The organism is Microcoleus sp. BROC3 (genome assembly GCF_036702515.1).
Taxonomy (GTDB): domain Bacteria; phylum Cyanobacteriota; class Cyanobacteriia; order Cyanobacteriales; family Microcoleaceae; genus Microcoleus.
This window is the reverse complement of sequence record NZ_JAUBTQ010000002.1, coordinates 244,701-268,454: the sequence shown is the minus strand read 5'-3', so window position 1 is coordinate 268,454 and position 23,754 is coordinate 244,701. Positions and strand designations below refer to the sequence as shown.

Annotated in this window: 16 protein-coding genes; 8 read left to right on the top strand and 8 right to left on the bottom strand. The window is 48.4% G+C overall.

The window, feature by feature from the left end; translation table 11 throughout:
- Nucleotides 1-61 precede the first annotated feature (61 nt).
- The 3 genes from QUB30_RS02470 (at nt 62) to QUB30_RS02460 (ending at nt 7,413) form a co-directional block, all read left to right on the top strand.
- Complete coding sequence (locus QUB30_RS02470; protein ID WP_333328540.1) at nt 62-1,150, top strand: HNH endonuclease; 1,089 nt, start codon at nt 62-64, stop codon at nt 1,148-1,150.
- Nucleotides 1,151-1,233: 83 nt separating this feature from the next.
- Nucleotides 1,234-3,108 (top strand): DNA-directed RNA polymerase subunit gamma, encoded by a 1,875-nt coding sequence (locus QUB30_RS02465; RefSeq protein WP_333328537.1) that lies wholly within the window; start codon nt 1,234-1,236, stop codon nt 3,106-3,108.
- 156 nt (nt 3,109-3,264) lie between these two features.
- A complete protein-coding gene (locus QUB30_RS02460; RefSeq protein WP_333328575.1) occupies nt 3,265-7,413 on the top strand; it encodes a DNA-directed RNA polymerase subunit beta'' in 4,149 nt (1,382 codons plus the stop codon).
- A 337-nt stretch (nt 7,414-7,750) separates the two neighbouring features.
- Here the strand turns inward: QUB30_RS02460 and QUB30_RS02455 are convergent, their stop codons facing one another.
- Nucleotides 7,751-8,146 carry a response regulator gene (locus QUB30_RS02455; protein WP_333241348.1) on the bottom strand — a complete coding sequence of 132 codons (396 nt, stop codon included), beginning with the start codon at nt 8,144-8,146 and terminating at the stop codon, nt 7,751-7,753.
- An 867-nt stretch (nt 8,147-9,013) separates the two neighbouring features.
- Here QUB30_RS02455 and QUB30_RS02450 point away from each other — a divergent pair.
- From QUB30_RS02450 to QUB30_RS02440, 3 genes are all read left to right on the top strand, one after another.
- Nucleotides 9,014-11,566: a DNA topoisomerase (ATP-hydrolyzing) gene (locus QUB30_RS02450; protein WP_333328534.1), complete on the top strand. Its 2,553-nt coding sequence runs from the start codon at nt 9,014-9,016 to the stop codon at nt 11,564-11,566.
- A gap of 207 nt (nt 11,567-11,773) precedes the next feature.
- Entirely contained in the window at nt 11,774-13,207 is a 1,434-nt protein-coding gene (locus QUB30_RS02445; RefSeq protein ID WP_333328531.1) for an ABC transporter ATP-binding protein, read from the top strand.
- Nucleotides 13,208-13,328: 121 nt separating this feature from the next.
- Nucleotides 13,329-13,481, top strand: a complete 153-nt coding sequence (locus QUB30_RS02440; protein ID WP_172186457.1) for a chlorophyll A-B binding protein — start codon at nt 13,329-13,331, stop codon at nt 13,479-13,481.
- A gap of 210 nt (nt 13,482-13,691) precedes the next feature.
- Here QUB30_RS02440 and rpoD read toward each other — a convergent pair whose 3' ends face one another.
- The 4 genes from rpoD to trxB all read right to left on the bottom strand — a co-directional run bounded on the left by rpoD (nt 13,692) and on the right by trxB (nt 19,366).
- Complete coding sequence (gene rpoD, locus QUB30_RS02435; protein WP_333328528.1) at nt 13,692-14,861, bottom strand: RNA polymerase sigma factor RpoD; 1,170 nt, start codon at nt 14,859-14,861, stop codon at nt 13,692-13,694.
- A 688-nt stretch (nt 14,862-15,549) separates the two neighbouring features.
- A complete protein-coding gene (locus QUB30_RS02430) occupies nt 15,550-15,711 on the bottom strand; it encodes a hypothetical protein (protein WP_333328525.1) in 162 nt (53 codons plus the stop codon).
- 1,134 nt (nt 15,712-16,845) lie between these two features.
- Complete coding sequence (locus QUB30_RS02425) at nt 16,846-17,730, bottom strand: ABC transporter permease (RefSeq protein WP_333328522.1); 885 nt, start codon at nt 17,728-17,730, stop codon at nt 16,846-16,848.
- A gap of 265 nt (nt 17,731-17,995) precedes the next feature.
- Nucleotides 17,996-19,366: a thioredoxin-disulfide reductase gene (gene trxB, locus QUB30_RS02420; RefSeq protein WP_333328520.1), complete on the bottom strand. Its 1,371-nt coding sequence runs from the start codon at nt 19,364-19,366 to the stop codon at nt 17,996-17,998.
- 584 nt (nt 19,367-19,950) lie between these two features.
- Between trxB and QUB30_RS02415 the strand changes: the two genes are divergently transcribed.
- Nucleotides 19,951-20,967 (top strand): methyltransferase domain-containing protein, encoded by a 1,017-nt coding sequence (locus tag QUB30_RS02415; protein ID WP_333328517.1) that lies wholly within the window; start codon nt 19,951-19,953, stop codon nt 20,965-20,967.
- A gap of 106 nt (nt 20,968-21,073) precedes the next feature.
- On the opposite strand, the gene QUB30_RS02410 is transcribed toward QUB30_RS02415, so the two are convergent.
- Complete coding sequence (locus QUB30_RS02410) at nt 21,074-21,253, bottom strand: hypothetical protein (protein WP_333328514.1); 180 nt, start codon at nt 21,251-21,253, stop codon at nt 21,074-21,076.
- 150 nt (nt 21,254-21,403) lie between these two features.
- Between QUB30_RS02410 and QUB30_RS02405 the strand changes: the two genes are divergently transcribed.
- Nucleotides 21,404-21,643: a helix-turn-helix transcriptional regulator gene (locus QUB30_RS02405; RefSeq protein ID WP_333041566.1), complete on the top strand. Its 240-nt coding sequence runs from the start codon at nt 21,404-21,406 to the stop codon at nt 21,641-21,643.
- A gap of 52 nt (nt 21,644-21,695) precedes the next feature.
- Here QUB30_RS02405 and QUB30_RS02400 read toward each other — a convergent pair whose 3' ends face one another.
- Together QUB30_RS02400 and QUB30_RS02395 are read right to left on the bottom strand one after the other, a co-directional pair.
- Nucleotides 21,696-22,805 (bottom strand): diguanylate cyclase, encoded by a 1,110-nt coding sequence (locus QUB30_RS02400; RefSeq protein ID WP_333328511.1) that lies wholly within the window; start codon nt 22,803-22,805, stop codon nt 21,696-21,698.
- Between the two features lie 372 nt (nt 22,806-23,177).
- A complete protein-coding gene (locus QUB30_RS02395) occupies nt 23,178-23,672 on the bottom strand; it encodes a DUF427 domain-containing protein (protein WP_333328508.1) in 495 nt (164 codons plus the stop codon).
- Nucleotides 23,673-23,754 lie beyond the last annotated feature (82 nt).

The window sequence follows — 23,754 nt, the reverse complement described above, 5'->3', positions numbered from 1 at the left end:
TCAGCAGTGGTACGAACACTGCTGAGGCGAATCAACGCTCTAAACAGGAGAGACGCTGAACATGAATATTGTAACAGTTGTCCCAGGAATTCAAGGAGAAGTTGACCTGAAGACTGGCTGTATTAATTGGCAAGGGAGCAAGTTTGGCAACGGTTACGCGCGCAAGTGGATCGATGGCAAAACAGTATTAGTCCACCGTTTAGTCCTCGAATCGAAAATAGCAGGGTTCCTCGGTTCCGGTTATTTTGGTTGCCATACCTGCGACAATCGAAGCTGCATCAACCCGGCACATCTGGTAGTAGGTACTGCTGCTGAGAATACCGGGCAGATGATTGGGCGCGATCGCAAAACTCCCAGACGCAAAAGTATTCCCGGTATTGGCATATTGTCGATCGCACAACTACGGGAAATTCAGACTAAATATTTATCTGGAACCATCAAGAACCACCTAGCAAAAGAGTATGGATTACAACATGAAACTATTACTAAGATACTTCAGACAAATATTCCCGATAACTTCACTACAGTTTCACCCAATTTTTTAGGAGAAATTAAAGACAGCGGCTGCATCATTTTCCAAGGTTCAAAAGACGGTCCAGGTTATGGCAGGTACTTGAAAAATGGAAAATCAAAATCAGTGACTCGTGCTATTTTAGCAGAGAAATTAGGATACGAACTTCCGGCTTTGATGGATGCTTGTCATACCTGCGATAATCCCAGTTGCATCAATCCAGAACACCTTTGGGCTGGTACTCGCTCCCAAAATTCATTAGATGCTTCCAAGAAAGGACGCACCCAAGGCAAAAGTCATCCCCTTTCCAATGCCAAATTAGACTGGGAAAAGGTGCGAGAAATTCGGCAAAAGCTAGCAGCAGGAAAGAGGATGAAAGATGTAGCACAGGAATACAGTGTCGGCCGCAAAACCATACACGATATTAAATATCACGTCACTTGGAAGGAAGCAGGTCAACAGGTTCCACTTCCTCGCATGGGTGGATATGTCGAGCGCAAATTTACTTTTGCTCAAGCTCTTGAAATCAGAGAACGAATTCAAGCCGGAGAATCCATTGCTAAAATTGCTCAGGAATTTGGAGTATCCAGAAATATCATTTCTGATATCAAAAGGAATGTCACATATAGAGGAGAATAAAATTGATTTAAGCCGCAAAACAAGCTAACAAAAAAGATAAATTACCACAAATAATCGACTGTAAATCATCAATTGGAGTCAAAATGGCTAAGATAGAACAACGCTTTGATTACGTCAAGATAGGGTTAGCTTCACCAGAAAGAATTCGACAGTGGGGAGAGAGAACTTTACCCAACGGTCAGATAACCGGCGAAGTGACAAAACCCGAAACAATAAATTACCGGACATTAAAACCTGAAATGGATGGCTTGTTTTGCGAGCGCATTTTTGGGCCTGCAAAAGATTGGGAATGTCATTGTGGGAAGTACAAACGAGTTCGCCATAGAGGCATTGTTTGCGAAAGATGCGGTGTTGAAGTCACTGAATCTCGCGTCCGCCGCCATCGCATGGGCTTTATCAAATTAGCAGCTCCAGTAGCTCACGTTTGGTATCTCAAAGGCATCCCGAGTTACATGGCAATTCTGTTAGATATGCCCCTGCGAGATGTCGAACAAATCGTCTATTTCAACGCCTACGTTGTCCTAAATGCAGGTAATGCAGAAAAGCTGCAATACAAGCAATTGCTCACGGAAGATGCTTGGCTGGAAATAGAAGACGAACTTTACAGCGAAGATTCCACGCTGACGGGCGTAGAAGTGGGGATTGGTGCTGAAGCTTTGCAAGTTTTGCTGCAAAATATTCCGCTAGAAAGCGAAGCGGAAAAGTTGCGGGAAGATATTGCTAATGCTAAAGGTCAAAAACGGGCAAAGTTAATTAAACGCTTGCGGGTTATTGACAACTTCATCGCTACGGGATCTCAACCAGATTGGATGGTGCTCAACGTGATTCCGGTGATTCCCCCGGACTTGCGGCCGATGGTGCAGCTAGACGGCGGGCGTTTTGCAACCAGTGACCTCAACGATCTTTATCGGAGAGTCATCAACCGCAATAACCGCTTGGCGAGACTCCAAGAAATTCTGGCACCGGAGATTATCATCCGCAACGAAAAGCGGATGCTGCAAGAAGCTGTGGATGCGCTGATTGACAACGGTCGCCGGGGCCGGACAGTGGTGGGGGCAAACAACCGCCCGCTGAAGTCGCTGTCGGACATCATTGAAGGGAAACAAGGTCGCTTCCGGCAAAACTTGCTGGGGAAACGGGTTGACTACTCCGGGCGTTCGGTGATTGTGGTGGGGCCGAAACTGAAAATTCATCAGTGCGGTTTGCCGAGGGAAATGGCGATCGAGCTTTTCCAGCCTTTCGTCATCCACCGCTTGATCCGCCAAGGATTGGTCAACAATATCAAAGCTGCGAAAAAACTGATTCAGCGCAACGATCCCAGCGTTTGGGACGTGCTTCAGGAGGTGATTGAAGGACACCCGGTAATGCTGAACCGCGCGCCGACCCTCCACCGTTTGGGGATTCAAGCCTTTGAGCCGATTTTGGTAGACGGGAGGGCGATTCAGCTTCACCCGCTAGTCTGTCCGGCTTTTAACGCTGACTTTGACGGAGACCAAATGGCCGTACACGTGCCTTTGTCTCTGGAATCTCAGGCGGAAGCGCGCTTGCTGATGCTGGCTTCCAATAACATTATGTCGCCGGCAACCGGAAGGCCGATCGTCACTCCTTCTCAAGATATGGTGCTCGGTTGCTATTACTTGACAGCCGAAAATCTTGACGCTCAAAAAGGAGCCGGTCACTATTTCTCCAACCTTACCGACGCGGTTGTAGCTTACGAACAAGGAGTCGTTGACTTGCACTCCTACGTGTGGGTGAGGTTTCAAGGTGCCATAGAAAACATAGAAGCAGAAGGAGAACCGCTGAAGGTGGAACGCTCGGCCGACGGTATAGTGACAAAAGAATACAAGTTCCGCCGGGTTCGGGAAGACGGAGAGGGCAAGTTGATCAATCAGTTTATTCGCACTACTCCGGGCAGAATTATCTATCACCAAACGATCGAATCGGTAATTAACAATTAGAAATTGGTAATTGGTAATCGGTAATTGGTAATTGGTAATAACTGACAAAGAATAGCTAAAAAGTAATAGCATCCGAATCAGGGAAAACTACCAATTACGAATTACAGATTGCCAATTACGAATTATGAATTAGGGATTACCAATTACGCATTACCAATTACCAACACCAGAGAAATGACAGAAAATAAGGAAATTGTTTTTCGCAATCGAGTTGTTGACAAAGGTCAGCTCAAAAAATTAATCTCTTGGTCTTTCATGCACTACGGAACGGCCCGTACAGCCCAAATGGCCGACAAACTCAAAGACTTGGGTTTCCGCTACGCCACAAAAGCCGGAGTCAGCATTAGCGTAGACGACCTGCAAGTGCCGCCGTCAAAACGATCGCTCCTAGATGCCGCCGAAGAAGAAATCCGCATTACCGAACAAAAATACACCAGAGGCGAAATCACCGAAGTCGAACGCTTCCAAAAAGTAATCGATACCTGGAACAGTACCTCAGAAGACCTCAAAGACGAAGTAGTAAAAAACTTCCGAGCCACAGACCCCCTCAACTCGGTCTACATGATGGCCTTCTCCGGCGCGCGGGGGAACATTTCTCAAGTGCGGCAGTTGGTGGGAATGCGCGGATTGATGGCTGACCCCCAAGGAGAAATCATCGACTTGCCCATTAAAACCAACTTCCGCGAAGGACTGACAGTCACCGAATACATTATTTCCTCCTACGGAGCGCGCAAAGGCTTGGTAGATACAGCCCTGCGCACCGCAGACTCCGGCTATTTGACTCGCCGACTCGTGGACGTGTCCCAAGACGTAATCGTGCGCGAAGTAGACTGCGGTACTCAGCGGGGAATCCGGGTACGAGCGATGACAGACGGAGCTACCGTGCTGATTCCCCTAAAAGAACGGTTGCTGGGACGCGTTTTTGCCCGAGATGCGGTGCACCCCAAAACTGGGGAAATCGTGGCTTACGGCAGCGAAAAAGCCGTCCGAAATCAGCCGATTACAGAGGAGTTGGCGGCGGAAATTGGTAAAGCAGGGGTGGCAGAGGTGTATTTACGATCGCCCCTGACTTGCGAATCTACGCGCTCGGTTTGCCAGCACTGCTACGGCTGGAGTCTCGCCCACTTGCAAATGGTGGACATGGGAGAGGCGATCGGGATTATTGCGGCTCAGTCGATCGGGGAACCGGGAACTCAGCTCACGATGCGTACTTTCCACACCGGCGGTGTATTCACCGGAGAAGTCGCCAAACAAGAACGAGCACCTTTCCCGGGCACAGTCAAGTTTAAGAACTTGCGCACCCGCTCTTTCCGCACCAGACACGGCGAAGAAGCACTGGTAGCAGAAAACAACGGCAAGCTCGTATTTGAAGGCGAGGGCTTTGAAGAAGGCAAATCCGGGGCAAAAAATCAAAAACTCAAGATTGAGCTGGCGATCGCCCAAGGTTCTACTTTGATGGTCAAAGACGGACAGCGGGCAATTCCCGGTCAAGTTTTGGCCGAAGTGCCCATCGCCGGCCGCGCCGCCCGCAAAACCACAGAAAAAGTCACTACCGACGTAGCGTCCGACTTGGCGGGAGAAGCCAAATTTGCTGACTTGGTGCCGGAGGAAAAAACCGACCGCCAGGGCAACACTACCCGCACCGCCAGCAAAGGCGGGCTGATTTGGATTCTCTCGGGAGAAGTCTACAACTTGCCCCCGGGTGCCGAACCTGCGGTCAAAAACGGCGATCGGATTCCCGCCGAAAGCGTCATCGCCGAAACTAAACTCATCTCCGAACACGGCGGCGTAGTCCGCATCGCTGACCCCAGAGAGATCGAAATTATCACCGCCCAAGTCCTGCTCGACCAAGCAATCGTGCGCGCCGAAAGCGCGGGCGGCCGCGACCACTACACGATCGAAACGGCTTCTAACCAGCGGTTTTCGCTCAAAACAGCCCCCGGGAGCAAAGTCATCAACGGCGAAGTAGTCGCGGAATTGCTCGACGACAGCTACCGCACCGCTACCGGAGGCATTGTCAAGTACGCGGGAGTGGAAGTCCACAAGCGGGGCAAGGCAAAACTCGGCTACGAAGTAGTCAAAGGCGGCACCCTGCTGTGGATACCCGAAGAGTGCCACGAGGTCAACAAAGATATTTCCCTGCTGCTGGTGGAAGACGGCCAGTACGTCGAGGCCGGTACCGAAGTAGTTAAGGATATTTTCTGCCAAACCAGCGGGGCGGTAGAAGTCACTCAGAAAAACGACATCTTGCGCGAGATTGTCATCAAGCCCGGGGAACTCCACGCAGTCGATCGCCCGCCCCTGACTTTTGGGGAAGGTCAAATTGTCAGCGCCGGTCAGGAAATTTTCCCCGGCTTGGTTGCCGACAAATTGGGCTATGCAGAATATATCGAAACTCCCGAAGGCCCCGCTTTGCTGCTGCGGCCGGTCGTGGAATTTCCAGTGCCCGACAAGCCGCCCGTACCTTCTCAGACGGCGCTCAACGAGTCGATCTCCCTCAAAGCAGTCCAGCGGCTGCCATACAAGGACGGGGAGCGCGTCAAGTCGGTGGAGGGATTGGAATTGCTGCGGACTCAGCTTATTTTGGAAATCGGTTCCGGAGCTCCGCAACTCGCCGCAGATATCGAGCTGCTGCCGGATGAGGCCGAGGCTCTGGCTTTTGGAGCAGACGGTTCCGGGCCTGCTTGGGCTTCGCAGGAGCCGGTTGTGGCATCGCAAGAACTGGCCCTGCCTCTTGATGACGAGAACTCCCCTCCGTCCAGGATTTTCCGCTTGCAGTTGGTGATTTTGGAATCGCTAGTAATTCGGCGGGACGTGTCCGCCGACCCCACTCAGGGCAGCACTCACACGCGGCTGTTGGTGGAAGACGGCCAGTCGATCGCCCCTGGCGCAGTCGTGGCCCGCACGGAGATTCTCTGCAAAGAAGCGGGCATCGTCCGGGGCATCCGCGAAGGGCACAACGAACCGGTGCGCCGCCTGCTGGTGATGCGCGATGCCGATTCTATTTCGATTTCTGTGGCTCTTGAGCCTGCTGTCAGTCCCGGTCAACTGCTGGTTGCAGGTACCGAAGTAGCTCCGGGAATTATTTTGGAAGAGTCGGGTCAAGTTGTGAAGGTTATACCAGCAAGCGGGGAGGAATCGGCAAAAATTGTGCTCAGGGTGGCTCGCCCTTACCGGGTTTCCGGGGGTGCGGTGCTGCACGTAGAGGACGGCGATTTGGTACAGCGGGGCGACAATTTGGTGATTCTGGTGTTCGAGCGGGCAAAAACCGGGGATATCATTCAGGGTTTGCCGAGAATCGAGGAACTTCTGGAGGCGCGCAAACCCAAGGAAGCTTGTATTTTAGCCAAGCGGCCGGGGACGGCTCGGGTGGTTACGGATGACGATGTTGTCGAGCTGGCGGTGATTGAGGATGACGGCCGGATTGAGGAGTATCCTTTGTTACCCGGTCAAAACCCGATCGTTTCCGACGGCCAGCGCGTCGGCGTCGCCGAAGCTTTGACGGACGGGCCTGCTAATCCTCACGAAATTCTGGAGGTGTTCTTCCACGTGCTCAAGGAGCGGCAGCCTACTTTTGAGGCAGCTTTAGAGAGTTTCCAACAGGTGCAGACCTTTTTGGTGAATGAGGTGCAGTCGGTTTACCAGTCTCAGGGTGTGGATATTTCTGACAAGCACATCGAGGTGATCGTCCGCCAGATGACCAACAAGGTGCGGATGGAGGACGGCGGCGATACTACTATGCTCCCGGGCGAGTTGGTGGAATTGCGGCAAGTTGAGCAGGTGAATGAGGCGATGTCGATTACTGGCGGGGCTCCGGCTGATTATACTCCGGTGCTGCTGGGGATTACTAAGGCTTCGCTGAATACAGATAGCTTTATTTCCGCTGCTTCGTTCCAGGAGACTACCCGGGTGCTGACTGAGGCTGCGATCGAGGGTAAGTCCGACTGGTTGCGCGGTTTGAAGGAAAATGTGATCATCGGCCGCCTGATTCCTGCGGGGACTGGGTTCAATGCCTATGAGGATGCTGGGGTTCAGGATGCGGCTTTTGATGGTGCTGTGTTTGATGACGAAATCCACGATTTGCAGGAGGATGTGGTGCTCGACGATCGCACTGCGCGCCGCGCTTATACGATCGAGAGCGGTTTTGAGATTGGGCGCGGGTCTGACATGGAACCCGATGAGGATTTTGAGGAGGTTGAGGTTGATGAGGACGATTTTGTCCCTGAGACTGATGATGATTCCTTAGGGGAAGTGGTCGATGACGATGATGATATCGGTTACGACTTCGACGAGGACGAAGACTAATCTCGTGTTTTGAGATTGCCGCGCAGCAAACAATCAGAGTGAGCTGCGCGGAGATTTTTTGGTTCTTCGCGATCGCACGCCCCGAGAGCATGAGTTGAAAAATTTTAAATTCTTTTTCTCAAAACTTAAAAATCAGAAGTCATAGCATTGTGCCATCGGCACATCCAAAAGAAGAAGGAATAAGGTAGGAAGTATTCGTCAGAAGGCATAAGTCAGAATTCGAGAATAATTTATAATTCAAGAGTTTTAATGGTTTGTTAGTTCAAACAAAAAACTCTTTGTTCCTTCTTCCTTCTTCCTTCTTTCTTCTTTCTTCTTTCTTCTTCCTTCGGTTCGCTCAGTCAGGGAGCAAAGCCTTGATTTGATTGACAAACTCTTGATGATCTACCACAGGTTTAGAGATGTAACCGTCGGCACCGCTTTGATCCAGAAAGGTTTCTCTATCACCGGCCATCGCGTGAGCTGTTACTAAAATAATCGGCAGCGAGGCCGTTTGCGGGTCAGCTTTAAGCAGTTGAGTAATCTTGATGCCGTCAACAGCTTTTCCCTGGTACACGCTCCGCGAAAGAGACACATCCATTAAAATCAAATCAGCTTCGCCGTTCGCAGCAATCTGCATCACCTCTTCAACATTTTCCGTGTGCTTCACGGCTAAGCCCCCCCGCTTAGTCAGAATTTTGGAAAAAACCCGAGCATTAACCAAATCGTCCTCTACAATCAGAACGGTTTTCATAAATAAATATGGGAAGTATGGAAACTTTGCGACTTTAGTCCAAAGAAGAACACCGCACGGGGACTACATTCCCCGTCAAAAATGCAGAGTTTTTAGCGCCATCAGCCGGGAACCCTGCAAAACCCGTATTTATATCCTTGAGGTACTAGCCGTGAGAGGGTGTACAGATGCCCTGAAGCATCCTGTACCATCATTTAGACTACTACACACAGACAGTTTAGTTGTTTTTTAGAATGAGACCTGACACTGCCAGAGGCTCAAGATTCCCAGGTAACAGGTTTCTAGTATCCTCTCTTTCGGTCAAGCCTCCGGCTGAGAGTCCGGGATGTGTGACAATTATTTTCTTTCATACTCTTAGAATAAAGCAATGTTTATTTATATACTCCCGCTGCTGCATTCGGAGTAGCGAATATAGCAGGGGATTTTGGGGGATTCCCAATTCTCAGTTTTGAGCATCGAGACGGCTGAAAAGATCTAGGCTTCCGTCGATCGAGGTGCGGTCTGACTCTCCTTCTGCCGAGGAGAGCTTTTGACTGCTGAATTCTTAACGATCGGCATTTGTGAGCGATTATAAGGAAAAGCAGGACTGTGAATCAACCTTACTCACGGCTGAAGGTAAATAAACAGGTAGGCACAAATGAAGGCAACATAGAGGTTAGGGTAAGAGTGGAGAGTAAGAGGCAAGTGTTGCCCGTCTTCGGCACTCTGATTCTGCTTTGACAAATTAAGTTTATTTTTATCCTCCCGCTGGGCGGTTTTGTCGAACTTTCGGTTTGCCTGCGGCAAACGCTTTTCACTCGAGACAGGCAACCTCAGCATTATTGACCTAGGCTGTCTTCACTCAGGAATTAACGGACACAAGGACTCATGGCTAAACAACTCAACCTACTTTCCGGGCAAGTAATTTCTACGCCTCTGCACGCCGAGATGCAGCAATCGTACCTCGAATATGCCATGAGTGTGATCGTCGGGCGAGCTTTGCCTGATGTCCGCGACGGTTTAAAACCGGTTCACCGTCGAATTTTGTACGCGATGCACGAACTCGGTCTGACGCCTGACCGACCTTACCGCAAGTGCGCCCGGGTCGTTGGAGATGTTTTGGGAAAATATCACCCCCACGGCGACCAATCGGTTTACGACGCTCTGGTGCGCATGGTTCAGGAGTTTTCGAGCCGCTATCCTTTGCTGGCGGGTCACGGCAATTTCGGTTCGGTGGACAATGACCCGGCTGCTGCTATGCGCTACACGGAAACTCGGCTGGCACCGATCGCCCACGAAGCTATGCTAACCCAAGTCGGCGAGGCAACTGTTGATTTTACTGGTAACTTTGACAATTCGCAGCAGGAACCGACGGCATTGCCTGCTCAGTTGCCGTTTCTGTTACTCAACGGCTGTACGGGCATTGCTGTGGGGATGGCAACTAATATCCCGCCGCACAATTTGGGGGAGGTGGTAGACGGTTTAATTGCTTTGATTGAAAACCCGGAACTATCCGACGAGAAGTTGATAGAACTGATTCCGGGCCCGGATTTTCCAACCGGAGGGGAAATCGTCGCCACAGAGGGCATTGTTGACGCCTACACTAAGGGTCGAGGCAGCATTGCGGTCAGGGGTGTGGCCGGGGTGGAAGAGGTGCCTGGTAATCGCAAGGTGCGTACTAAAACGGCGATCGTGGTGACGGAGTTTCCGTTTCAGGTAAATAAGGCGGCTTGGATTGAAAAGGTGGCGGAGTTGGTCAATGCTGGCCGCCTCGACGGTATTTCTGATTTGCGTGACGAGAGCGATCGCGAAGGCATTCGAGTTGTGATTGAACTCAAGCGGGAATTTACCCCAGAAGCGGTTCTCGCTCGCCTTTACCAACAAACTGACCTGCAAACAAATTTTGGCGCGATTTTGCTGGCAATTGTTAACGGTCAACCGCGACAGTTGACGCTCAGACAATTGTTGCAGGAATTTCTGGATTTCCGGGAAGTGACTCTTACCCGCCGCTACAATTACGAGTTGCAGGCTGCGGAACGTCGCTGTCATATTGTCCAAGGCTTAATGTTGGCTTTGACAAATCTCGATACCGCGATCGACATTCTCAGAAATTCTCCTGACGGATCTACTGCTAAGCAAACTTTGCAAGTTCGCCTCAATTTGAGCGAAAGTCAAGCTGATGCGATTTTGGCGATGCCTATGCGGAGGCTGACTGGTTTGGAAAGGCAAAATTTGCAGTCTGAGTTTGATGAGTTGATGGCTAATATTCAAGAATTGCAGCGGTTGTTGAGCGACAGGCGCGAACTTTTGAAGGCTTTAAAGAAGGAATTTCGATCGCTCAAACGCAAGTACGCTGACCCCCGCCGCACTAAATTCGCCAATGGAACCGGACGCGCAGCCAAAGCCGAACCACAATTTTCTGGTAAGAAAAATTCTGCGGTGAAGCAGTTGTCGCCGGCAACGATTCAGCCTAACTTATTGCCCGTTCTAGAGGCTGAGGAAACTATTGTTGAATTTTCGCACAAGCAGTACGTGCGCCGCTTGCCGACTGGGGAAAAGCCACGCTCGAAAAGTCGCGAAAAATCGGTTTCAGCTTTAGAAAAAAATGAAGATTTTATTGTGACGGCAAATCTGACGAAAACCGATCGCACTTTGGTCGTCTTAACTCCTAACGGCAAAGCTTACCCGCTGAAAGTGGCCGATATTCCTAGTAGTAGCGCCAAAGACCGGGGAACGCCGATCGTTAGTTTGTTGTCGCCGAGTGCTACTAAAGAAAGTGCCGGTCGCGCTTTGTCGGAAATCACAGTTGCACACTTTATTTTGCCGGAAAATTTGGAAGCTGCAGATTTAGTAACTTTGACTCAGCAAGGGAAAATTAAGCGCTTGCCGATGCAGGAATTTGCTGATTTGACTAATCGCGGCGTTACTGTTGTTAAACTCAAGGAGGACGATCGGCTGCGCTGTGCGAGTCTGGGTAAAGTCGGCGAGCAAGTGGCGATCGCAACTTCAGGAGGCCGAGTCCTCCGGTTTGAGATTGATGATGAACAACTGCCGCCAATGGGCCGCGCCGCCCAGGGTTCTCAAGTAACCAGGTTGCGGAAGCAGGAAGAGTTGGTGGGTTGCATCACTCTCGACCCGAACGACAGTCTGGTGCTATTTTCCGAGTTGGGTTGGGCAAAACGAATGCCTGCAGGTTCTGTCAGACTTACTAACCGGGGCGAAATTGGCACTCAAGCTTTTCGTTTCTCAGAGCCTAAAGATGCTTTAGTTGGCTTGCTGCAGGCTGTTCCGGGTACGGATGTCAAACTTTTTACTAATTCTGGCCGCCTGCTGCGATCGGCTATTGATGCAATAGCTTTTTGGGGGAAAGATGCTGCGGGCGATCGAGTTTTTGACCTCAATCCGGGTGAAAAAATTATCAAAGTTATCAGCAGTCAATAGTCCTCAGTCATCGGTCATGGGTCATGAGTCATTAATTGTGTCATTATGCGCTGTGAGTCAATTTAAAGCTTGGCTTTGTTGCCTTCGAGCGTCTACGTCCAATTCCATTCCCCATTCAGCCTTGTTCCCAGGCTCTGCCTGGGAATACATACCCGGAGGCTCTGCCTCCAATTCCCCAATCTCAAATCTCAAATCTAAAATTGTTTGATGGCGCAAGTTGTATTAGAAAATATCTACAAAAGTTTTCCGCTCCGCCAAGGTGAACAGGAAAAAGAAGCAAACACCGTCGCAGAAAGTGTCTCGTCTGTGGCCGATCGCCCTTCGTCTAACAGCGTTTTGCGCCGCATTAACCTGACGGTCGAAGATGGGGAATTCATGGTGCTGGTGGGGCCTTCTGGCTGCGGAAAAAGCACTTTGCTGCGCTCGATCGCCGGTTTGGAAGTTTTGACGGCCGGCAATATTTGGCTTGGCGATCGGCTCCTTAACGATTTGCCTCCTAAAGACCGAAATATCGCTATGGTATTTCAAAATTATGCTCTCTATCCTCACTTAACAGTTTACGATAATCTCGCCTTTGGATTGCGCCGCTCCGAAAGGGAGAAAGACGAAAGAAGGAAGAAGGCAGAAGGAAGAAGGAAGAAGGAAGACGAAAAACGGAAGAAGGAAGACCTTAGGCAGAAGGCAGAAGGAGGAGGAGAAGGCAGAAGCCAGAATGCGAAAGGAATCCGCAAGCAGGTAGAAGAAGTTATTAATTATTTAGCTTCTAATTCTTTAAATAATCATCAAGTCTATCCTTTGTTTGAAGACTTTTTAGGAGGAGTAACTCGCAAGCTGCCTCCGGGTTTGCGCTATTTATCGGAACGGGAAAAGGCAGTAGGAGAACGAGTCCTGAAGGTAGCTGAATTATTGCAAATAGAATCTCTTTTAAATCGCTTGCCGAAACAACTTTCGGGAGGGCAAAAGCAGCGGGTAGCTTTGGGTAGGGCGATGGCTCGAAATCCTGAGGTGTTTTTGATGGACGAACCGCTATCGAATCTTGATGCGAAATTGAGGGCGGAAACTCGATCGCAAATTGTGCAGTTGCAGCGACAGTTGGGAACTACAACTATTTATGTGACTCACGACCAAACTGAGGCGATGACTATGGGTGATCGGATTGCTATTATGAATAGAGGCCAGCTTCAGCAGGTAGCTCAACCTCTAGAGCTTTACAACAAGCCGGCTAATTTGTTTGTTGCTGAGTTTATCGGTTCTCCGCCGATGAATTTCTTGTCGGTGGAATTTAGTGCTCCGCTGTTGATTTCTCACCCGCAATTTCGCTTTACTTTACCCGATATTTGGGCAAAAAGTCTACAACAATATGACGGGCGAGGGCTAATTTTGGGCATTCGGCCGGAACATCTGAGCATTAACCCTCCGGCTACCAAAAATCTTTCGGTACAAGTGGAAATTGTAGAGGCTTTGGGACACGAAACTTATTTGGGGGTTTGTTTGACGGATGCTCCGGCGGTGCGGATGCAGGTGCGGGTTCCTCCTGAGCGATCGATCCGAGTTGGCGAGGAGCTTTGGTTGGCCATCGCCCATGACAAAATTCACTTGTTTGACCCCGATACCGAGTTGGCTATTTTTCCTGTTAGGTAAAATCATCAAGGTCGATCGACCGTTATGACCGATATCACTAATCACAAGCTTGCATTTTGAGCGAGGAATGTTATATTTATTCACATAAGCCTTACACAAGTTAACGAAAGGAGTTCGCACTATGCAAGAACAAAAACGCAACGCTTGGAACTGGGGCTTCAGCGAAGGAGCCGAAAATTGGAACGGTCGTTTGGCGATGATTGGTTTTTCTGCCGCTGTCATCATCGAATTGGTTTCCGGTCAAGGCCTGCTGCACTTTTGGGGCCTGATGTAATTTTCTAATTAAGACTTTTGTGAAACTGCAAAGCTTGGGAGTTCCGTAACGGACTCCCTAAATTTTAGCAGCGCGATTTGAGCAGCCAATAGCCACTTGCTCCGTGCAGTTACCAGCACAAAATGTAACAGCTATAGCTCACACCGGGGCGGGGGGTTCCCCCCCCAAAAGAGTGCGAATCACTCTTTTGGGTGATGCTAGCAAATTACTCTAGCGGATATATTCTTTTAAGATGCTGTTCCGGTTGGGATGGCGCAACTTCCGCAGAGCTTTAGCCTCGATTTGGCGAATCCGCTCGCGGGTGACGTTAAAGATTTGACCAATTTCCTCCAAGGTCTTCATCCGTCCGTCATCTAAGCCGTAACGCAGCCGCAGTACATCCCGTTCGCGGGGGCTGAGAGTATCCAAAACGCTTTCCAAGTCTTCCCTGAGCAAGTTTTTCGAGACTTGATCTTCTGGCGTTTCCCCGTCAGATTCAATAAAGTCTCCCAGACGCGAGTCTTCCTCTTTGCCGATCGGAGTTTCTAGAGAGATGGGCAACTGTGCGGACTTAGCAATGAACCGCAACTTCTCGATCGTCATCTCCATGCGGGTAGCAATTTCTTCTTCCGTAGGCTTGCGACCCATTTCCTGAGACAGGAGTTTGGTAGTTTTCTTGATCCGCGAGATGGTTTCGTAAAGGTGAACCGGCAGGCGGATAGTCCGGGATTGGTCGGCAATTGCCCGGGTAATGGCTTGACGTATCCACCAAGTTGCGTAGGTAGAAAACTTGTAGCCTTTTTCGTGATCGAATTTTTCAGCGGCCCGGATCAGACCCAAAGATCCTTCCTGAATTAAATCTTGGAAAGACAAACCGCGATTCATGTATTTTTTGGCGATCGACACCACCAAACGCAGGTTTGATTGCACCATTTTCTCCTTGGCCCGACGGCCGACGTGGAGTCGGTGACGGAATGCAGGTAGTGCCATATCTACAGCATTCGCCCATTCGCTGTCTTTGGGTTCGCGGTTATACTCTTCGAGCAGTTGTTCTCGAACTCGCTCTAATTCCAGCAAATCTGCAATCTTGCGCGCTAGTTCAATCTCTTCGTCAGCTCGCAGCAGTCTAATCCGACCGATTTCTTGCAGGTAAAGACGAATAGAGTCTTCAGTATAATGCTTTTTCTTTGCCTGAGCCCGACGGCGGGCTTTGACGCCTTTGCCAGATTTAGTGTCGTCTTCCTCAGATTGAGAGTCTAGAAAATCTTCTCGATCGTCTTCTTCGTCGATAAAGAGTTCCAACTCGTTTTCTGGTAGAACGCTTTCGGCGTTCCGAAGCAACTCGATTGTTTCCATTTCGGGTTTAAGTGTGGTTTCGAGTACGGTATTAGCCTGGATCATGCCGCCTTCCTCATGCTCCTGAATTGAAGAATAAATAACAGTGGAATAGTGTCTGTTTGTAGTTTAGACAAGTTAGCCAATATTGGCATTCCCGCAGCAAAAAATAGTGGGATTTTCGGTCTGCTAACTGAATCTGTTACCGAAACTGCACCAGTTTTACGAGTCAAAGTTTGAGTTCTGGTTTGAATGAGCGAGCGCCTTCAATTAATCGCTGACTTGAACGTCGCGACCTCGAATTGAGCGTGGGGCTTTTTCTTTCGCAGCGAGTTACCGCATCATCTGCGATACCTTGCCCTGAGAAGCGAACCCAGAGATGCGAGCGATCGCACCTTCAAAAATAGTGGCTTTTTTACTCGGTACTTCGAGCTTTTACCCGTACAAGTTTTCCGGCACTGAACCCTCTAACTTTTGTGTTTGAGGTGTCGAACTTTTGATTCGCCTGCTGCTTTCACTCTGGTTGTCAGACGTCACAGTTGCACGGCTAATTTTCGCCACCTTGGATGCGGGTCTGCTGCCTCAAATGCAACAACAGAGGGTCGAAGTACCTAAGGGTGAGAATCGGATCTTGCAAAGACCTTTCCGATTGTAGCCTTTCTCACAAAAAATGGAAGTTGTTTTCCGTTTTTTGTCAAGAACTAGGAAAACTTTGTCAGCTTAGCTTGACAATACTAACTCATTTCCGGCTCTGCTAAATCCTGAGAATGCCCAGCAAAAACTTTGGCACGATCGAACGGCGCTGTTTTCTGCGCATATCTGGGTGAACGGCTGCGACGTAGTTGGCCAGACAGTTAGCAGACAATTTTTGACTTGCCGGAATTGAGACCAATACAATCCGTGTAGATGCACCCATCTTTACCCTGTTTCCCTGAATTGAATCATACGCAATCTGCGATTGAATAAAGCTCGTAGCTTTAGTTGTAAAGCCGGCAACTCTGGATTAGAGACCGACGATGACCCCAAATGAAGCGTTGCGGGTTTAGTAGTGCAACAGGGGCTTTCATTGTTAAGTTAGCTCAAATCTCAGAAATTGGGTTTAATTTTGACGTTAAATCACATTAAGTTCTTAACGTCACTTTCTTATTTAAGCAGTTTGACACGAGTTTGTCGCGTCAGCGGCAAAAACCACCCGGATAAATTCTACTGAGAGTTAACCCGGTGCGCAACTCCCGGCTGCAGACTTCTCTAAAATTTGTTGGCTTTCGGCTTGCACTTGCGCGATCGCACAATCTCACAAAGAACACAATTTGCCATCTTCCGGAAGTATAACTTCACGATTCCTTTAAATATATCGTGACAGTGTAAAGATTCAATAAACCCCTTCCATCAATTTTAGGTAGCATTCCCAAATTGTCTTGATAATTTCAAGCAGACGGAACAAAAGCCACAGCCGACGTTGCTGCAACTGCCGACAGATGATAAATCCCCAAAGGAAGGAAAATTTACCCTATTAGCGATGTGGTTGTTATTGTTGGAGAAGGCATAAGGGAGCATCTCACTTTTGCATCCCAGCTATAAATTGGAGTTTTGAGGCAGGAGGCAGAAGGAAAGAGAAAAAAGGAAGGAGCCAAAAGAAGTATTTTTACAACAAATATGAGATGCTCCCTGGCATAAGCTGCAGGATGCGCTTAAAGATGTGGAGGGGTAGGACGCTAGTGCGATCGCTAAAAATTGTGTTAAGTTGATTGAGAGCGTGTCCTCAGAAAACGCCTATCCCGCCTTTATCCTCTAGTCTGGTTTAAATTATCTGGGTTGACCGTTAGGAGATGAAGCTAGCAGAAAAAATTTCCGCTACCTGTATATAAATTGACAACAAAAAAAGTTTATTAGACATAATTAACTTTGGTGACAGAAAGATTTAGTAATTAATCTGCCAGATATTACCCTCTCTTTATAGGGCGTGTTTGTAATCAGAACTTCATTTTGTTTATATTGGTGAATAAAGACTAAAGTCCTGACTGCGAACTTAATTTGACCGCGAGACAAATTACTGCTGATTCCGCAGCCGAGGGTTAACAAACTCGTTTAATCCTTCTCCCACCAAAGATAATCCCACCACCATTAAAGTCATCGCCAAACCGGGAAACAAAGCCGTCCACCAAATGCCAGTAGGTAGCGCATCTAAAGCTAAACGCAAGTCGTGTCCCCATTCGGGAGTTGCTTCGGGAAGTCCTAATCCGAGAAATCCCAAACCTCCTAATGTTAATATTGCATCGGCAGCGTTGAGCGCAAACAGCACCGGTACGCTCTGAATCACATTCAGAAACAGGTAGCGCGAAAGCACTGTCCAAGTATCAGCACCCATTGCTCGGGCGGCTTCGACAAATAATTCGGTTTTGACGCTGACGGTGTGATTCCTGACGACGCGGTAGTATTGAGGGATGTAGGAAATGCTCAGGGCGATCGCAGCATTTAAAACTCCTTTTCCCACTACAAACGCTAGCGTCAAAGAAAGCAGCAGCCCCGGCAAAGTATAAATTGTATCCATTAAAAATAACAACACTCGATCGAGCTTGCCGCCCAAATAACCGCTAACCAAACCCAGCGGCACACCGATAAACAAACTCAAAGCAGTGGCTAAAATTACCACTTGCCAAGCCGCGCGAGAAGCAAACAGCGTGCGGGAAAACACATCGTAGCCGCTGCGGCTAGTACCGAACCAATAATTCGCCGACGGCGGTTCGTGAATGGGGTTAATCAAAGCCTCCGTAGGATTTTGCAGCCATCCCCAAGCTTGCATAGCTGGAGACAAGGTGGCTACCAATATAAACACGGCAGTTATTGTCAAACCTGCCCACATCATTTTCATGGACAGGCTTGACGGTGAGGTACTGTTGAGAAATCGCGGCAGTCGGAGGCGGCTTTGAGCCATAATGACGATCGACAAATATGAGACTTTTCGATTTTAGTAGCACTCAGGCTAAAAAACCGGGAACAATCAAAAATTCTTTCCCTTATCCGCCAAACACTCGCGAGAAACTAGGTTTTTTCGAGGGATGTGGCTAAAAAAAACCGATTTCTTCCCTGCGCGTTAGTTTCGTACAGGGGAGAAACCGTGTTTTTGGCAGGCGGGACGCAAGTCGAGTTTAGGTTAAATCTCCCTGGGCGAATCTCAAATCTAAAATCGATCGAATGTCCTACAAATTACTGGCAATTAACTCGCGGTACTGGCTTTTCGGCTTAACTCCCTTGAGCTCAGCCACCAAATCTTTGTCTTTGAAATACTGAATCGTCGGCGTACCAATCACGCCAGCATTTTCAGCAATTTCTGGATCTTCTTCGATGTCAATTTCCACGTAGTGAATTTTGCCCTCGAACTCATCTACTACTTTGCTCAAAATCGGCTTGAGGCTGTGACAAGGGCCGCAAGTCGGAGCAGAATATTTGACCACAATCAGCCGATCGCTATCGTGGAACAACTTCCGCAAAGCATAACCTCCTTCGTGGCGCGTGTCTTTGAGATCGAAGTTCTCGCTGGTTTTGCGCACTTTTTGAGCTTCCGGCGCTGCTGTGGGTTGCTCGGATTCCTCGGTTTGATGGAATTCCTGCGTTAAACCGTTAACTGAAAGCCAACGTTCTGCCAGCATCGCACCCATACAACCGCTACCGGCTGCGGTGATGGCTTGGCGAAACTCGTGGTCTTGCACGTCGCCGACAGCGTAAACTCCCTCGACGCTGGTTTCTACCGAACCGTGTTTGGTGGCGATATAGCCTACTTCGTCGAGTTCTAGCTGACCTTGGAACAGTTGAGTGTTGGGAGTGTGACCGATCGCGTAAAACAATCCTTTCACCAGCAAATCGCTTTCGGCACCCGTCTCGATATTTCTAATTCTCACCCCGTCCATTTTGCCGCCCGGTTCGCCCAAGATATCCACTGCTTCGGTGTTCCAGTGCACGGTAATTTTGGGATTGCTCAGCACTCGGTCTTGCATGGCTTTGCTGGCGCGCATCCGATCGCGCCGCACCAGCATATGTACGTGAGAGCCGTATTTTGTCAAATAAATAGATTCTTCGGCTGCGGTGTCGCCCGCGCCGATGACAGCTAAATCTACGCCTTTAAAAATAGGGGTAGCGCCGTCACAAATAGCACAGGCAGAAATGCCGTGACTCCAAAATACGTGTTCGCTAGGCAGCCCCAGCCTTTTCGCCGTCGCGCCTGTAGCGATTACTATCGTGTGGGTTTTGATTTCTCTGTCTTCTGAGCGCACTGTAAACGGCCGCTGGGTCAAATCCACCGAAATTACATCTTCTGTGTATAATTCTGCACCCCAGCGCGCTGCTTGAGCTTTCATCCGATCCATGAGTTCCGGGCCGGTGATGCCTTCGGGGAAACCGGGGAAGTTTTCTACTTCTGTGGTGGTCATCAGTTGACCGCCGGGGACGCCTCCGGCTTGGTAGCCTTCAAACACTACGGGTTTCAGGTTGGCCCTCCCGGCATAGATTGCTGCTGTATAGCCTGCGGGCCCTGAGCCGATAATTACTAGGTTTTCTACGGTTTCGTTGGTCATAGCTATTTACTTAAACTCATAACGACTTCGCTTTACTAATTCTAGCAGAGTTCGATCGAGTTTGGTTGGATGCCATTGGGCGATCGAGCATCTGTATCTATTTTTGAGGGTCGATCGGTCTTCGGGGCAATTCCAGCTACTTTAATAAGCAAAAACAATCTAAAAGTCGATTTAGTTTTAAATGTTCGATCTATTTTGGTCTCTCAATTCTTAAGCAAATCTAAAGATGACCAAAATTATTGACTTCATTCTCAATTATTTTACCTATTTACTTGCTTTGAGGCTTGTGGTACGATTTTCACAATCCAGGGGCATTATGACAAATTTAAGTTTTTAACGCTGAAAGCTTTTAAAATCGTAAAAATAACGAACTCTGCAAATGTAATAACTACAATTGTTTATGCAAAATCCGCATTTTATGGTTTAAGAATTGTAACGGAGATTTGGGCGAGTTTGACAAAATACAGTAGTTGTGGTATGTAAGGTGCGATCGGGGGAAAATTGGATTGAGATTTTTAACCGCAGATGTGGGCGGATTAACGCGGATGAACGCAGATAAAATAGAATTTTGTATTTGTGTCTGAATGGATAAAATCAAGATATTGTTTGTGTGCAGTCAGAATAAGTGGAGAAGTTTGACTGCCGAGAAAATATGCCAGAAGGTTAGCGGCTACAGCGTGCGATCGGCTGGAACGGAAAAAGGTGCAAGAATTAGAGTCACTGAGGGTCTGGTCGGTTGGGCGGATTTGATATTTGTGATGGAGAAGAAGCATGGCGATCGACTTCGCAGCAAATTTCCCGAAAGTCTCGAAGGCAAGAAAGTTATTTGCCTGCAAATCCCGGACAATTACCAATATATGGAACCGGAGTTAGTCGAGCTTTTGCAGGCGAAACTGAACCTCTATATGGAAATGCCAGATAACGAGATAAATTTTATGCAGCGAGTTTTGGAACCGGAAGTGATGGATTCCTTGGCAGAGGCGATCGAATACGATTCGATGGACTTTACTGAGGTTAATGCTGCTTTTGCTAATAGTGCTGCGGCGTTGGGGCCGGTTTTTGGAAACGTTTTGGATGCGGGGACGGGTACGGCGAGAATTCCGATCGCAATTTCTCAACTCCGGCCAGCATGGAAATTGACTGGCATCGATTTGTCGGCAAATATGCTGAAAGTCGGGGCCCAAAATGTGGAAAAGGCCGGCGCGCGATCGCAAATTAATCTCGAATTAATTGATGCTAAGGCAATGCCTTACCCTGACAGTTATTTTGACATGGTGATTTCCAACAGCATTATCCACCATTTGCCCGATCCGCTGCCGTTTTTGCAGGAAGTCAAGCGGGTGTTGAAGCCGCAGGGAGCAATTTTTTTGCGGGATTTGCTGCGGCCGGAAAAAGCGGAAATCAGGGATAATTTAGTCAATCTGTATGCGGGAGATTGCAACGCGCATCAGAAACAGTTATTCAGCGATTCGTTGCAAGCAGCATTTACGCTGGATGAAGTTGAGCAGATGATCGAAAATGCCGGGTTGGATGGGTTGAGGATTTATGAATCTTCAGACAGACACTGGACGGTAGAACGTGCTTGGTGCGAGTCTTTGTAGACTGGGGACGATCGCCCGATAAAATTTCAAAGGATAATAGGAGCGATCGCGCCTTTCCAGCAATGGGCCGTACCGTTGCACGATCGCTTCCAAACTCAAAACTGCTCTACCAGCGATCGCCCGGATCGAACACGACTATTAGGCGAGCCTCCGGCAGTAACTGCAGCAAAATGCGGATCTGACCGTCTGCATCCGACCAACTGCGAAACCGACCCACAACGCTTCTTTGTAAATTGGGAAGCAGGCGAACAATAATCCAGGAATTCAGACGCTGTTTGTAAGGCATAATCGATTCATGCTCCTTTCCAAAGGGGTTTTAGAGCCAGTCCTTGTACTTTCCACGGTTCTGGGCTGGCTATTAAACATATTGTCTAATCAATTTATTGTTTAGTCAAGATGCTTAAGCATCTTATAGAAAAAATGTGCGATCGAGGATATGCCGAAAAAGCCCGTTCCGCGACCTGAAGATGAAGAGTCGCATTTGAAGAAGCTCAGGGAAGAACTGGAGATGAGTCAGGAAGATTTGGCGCGAGAGCTTGGCGTTTCGTCGCAAACCATCAGCCGTTGGGAGTTGGGAAAGAACGTACCCACGTTCACCGTCAAGCAGATGAAAGCTTTGGAGAAATTGCTGTCTAGCATCGGGAGGTCGATCGGGGACTTGCCAGACAATCTGTGATCGAAACCATTAAACAAGCCCACGGATAAATCCGTGGATCACTTTTTCCAATCTAAAATCTAAAATCTAAAATTACTCGATCGCGCCCTTTGTCTTTAGCTTGATAAAGCGCGCGGTCTGCCGCTGCAATCAAGTTTTTTTGTGTCGCGGACGATTGGGGAAACGTACTCGCTACCCCCAAACTCAGCGTCACGAGAGAACACACCTCCGAATTAATGTGCTCGATTTCTAGTTCTTTGATCCACACTCGAATTTTCTGTGCAATCCAGACAGCTATTTCAGGCGAAGTCCGAGGCAAAATTACTGCAAATTCTTCGCCTCCGTAACGGGCTACCAGAGTCCCCCCCGAAACTTCGCCTGTTGAGTAATTTACGGCTGCCAAAATAGCTTGGGCTACCTGCTGCAAGCAAGCATCTCCTGCCTGATGTCCGTAAGTATCATTGTATTTCTTAAAAAAGTCAACATCGCATAAAATTAAAGATAGTTCTGCTGCTGCTTCTCCCAATTCTTGCCATTTTTTCTCTAAGTATTCGTTAAAACAGTGGCGGTTGGCAACCTGAGTTAAGCCATCTAAGTTGGCAAGGCGATACAATTCGGAATTAGCTGCTTTTAATTGAGAATTAGCTGCTTCTAGCTCGCATTTCGTGAGCGATAAGTTGTAATAAAGTTCGCTCATAGACCAAGTAGCTTGTTGGTGAATTTGGGATAAAGCTACCCACAGTTGATGCACGTCTAACAATCGGTAAACTTGAGGTTCTAACTGCACAACAATTGGCTCGTAAAGTAGTTCAGGCGGTCGCTGCACGGCTCGCTGAGCTGCCAGGACAATTAGGGCTACTCCTGGTAAAATCAAAATATCGGTTTTAGCTATTTGATACAAGGCTATAATCGGTCTGCAAGCAAATATATCTACTCCGTAGGGGCGGCTCATGCGTTCCATAAATCGCCGACGCGATATCATCCCTAAAAATTCGCCATTTACGGTCAAGATAACTCCCGGAAGCAGCGGGTGAGCTTGAAAAAACCGCGCTATTTCTTTGGCGAGATATGAGGAGTCAACCTGAAAATTGAATAGAGCCAGCTCCTTAAGAGTAGACTCTAAAGATAAATTTTTTGATGAGTTTTCTGGGGAGTTAGAAGGATCAATAAATTCAACAGACACAGCGCAGATCCGAATAAACAATAAACCAGCAACAAAGCTAGTGTCAGCTCTTAAATTATATAATTATTTATTTATTACCAGCGGCCGTATTCTTTACTAAACTATTTATTTAAGCTGCGCTAGTTTCTGCCGTGCCTGCATTGCATTAATTCGTCCTCACTCAATTATAGATTTATTGAATTATTACTCAATTTTTGACTCTTGGTTTTTTACGGCGTAAAAAAACAGATTTCGGTGCCATTGCTCAACTCATTGACGGTGCACACAAACTCAAAAAACCTGATTGTTAAACCGGGGTAGAGGCTGTAACGAGGTTTTGCGTAAAAAAACGCGGTGTCTGCCCCTGTCCTCAACTCAAAACTCAAAACTCCCTCACCACCCCCAAGTTCCTGACCCTCCCTTAAACGGGCCGACAATATCTTTGGTAATCCAGCCGCCGTAAAAATCCCCTGGTTGAGATTGCACTAATTCCCCGTCCACATAACAGGCATCCATCTTGCTCGGATAAAAAGCTACATAATCTTTAATAGCCTCAAAGACTTGGGTGGGATTGGGATAAAACCAAGCAGCATTTACTACTTCCTTTTCTCCCACCGTCACAGTGTAATAACCGGCTTGTCCCTTCCACTCGCACCAAGAGCCCCGTAAAGTTTTGTGCAAATATTCCATTTTGATGTCCTCAGGGCAGATATAGTAGGCAGGAGGGTGACTTGTCTCCAATACCCGCTGAGGACGGCGCGTGTCGGCGATCGTCACTCCATTAAAAATTATCTGTACGTGTTTGGTCGATTCCTCCAGACGAGGGGGACGCGGGTAATCCCAAACAGACTCTTGACCGGGGCCGGGATCTATTCGATCGAAGTTCATTTGCATCATCTCCCCTGCAAAAAAAAACACTTAGCGACTTAGCATTACAATTTAATGTACCCTTAATCGAGTCGCTGCTTCA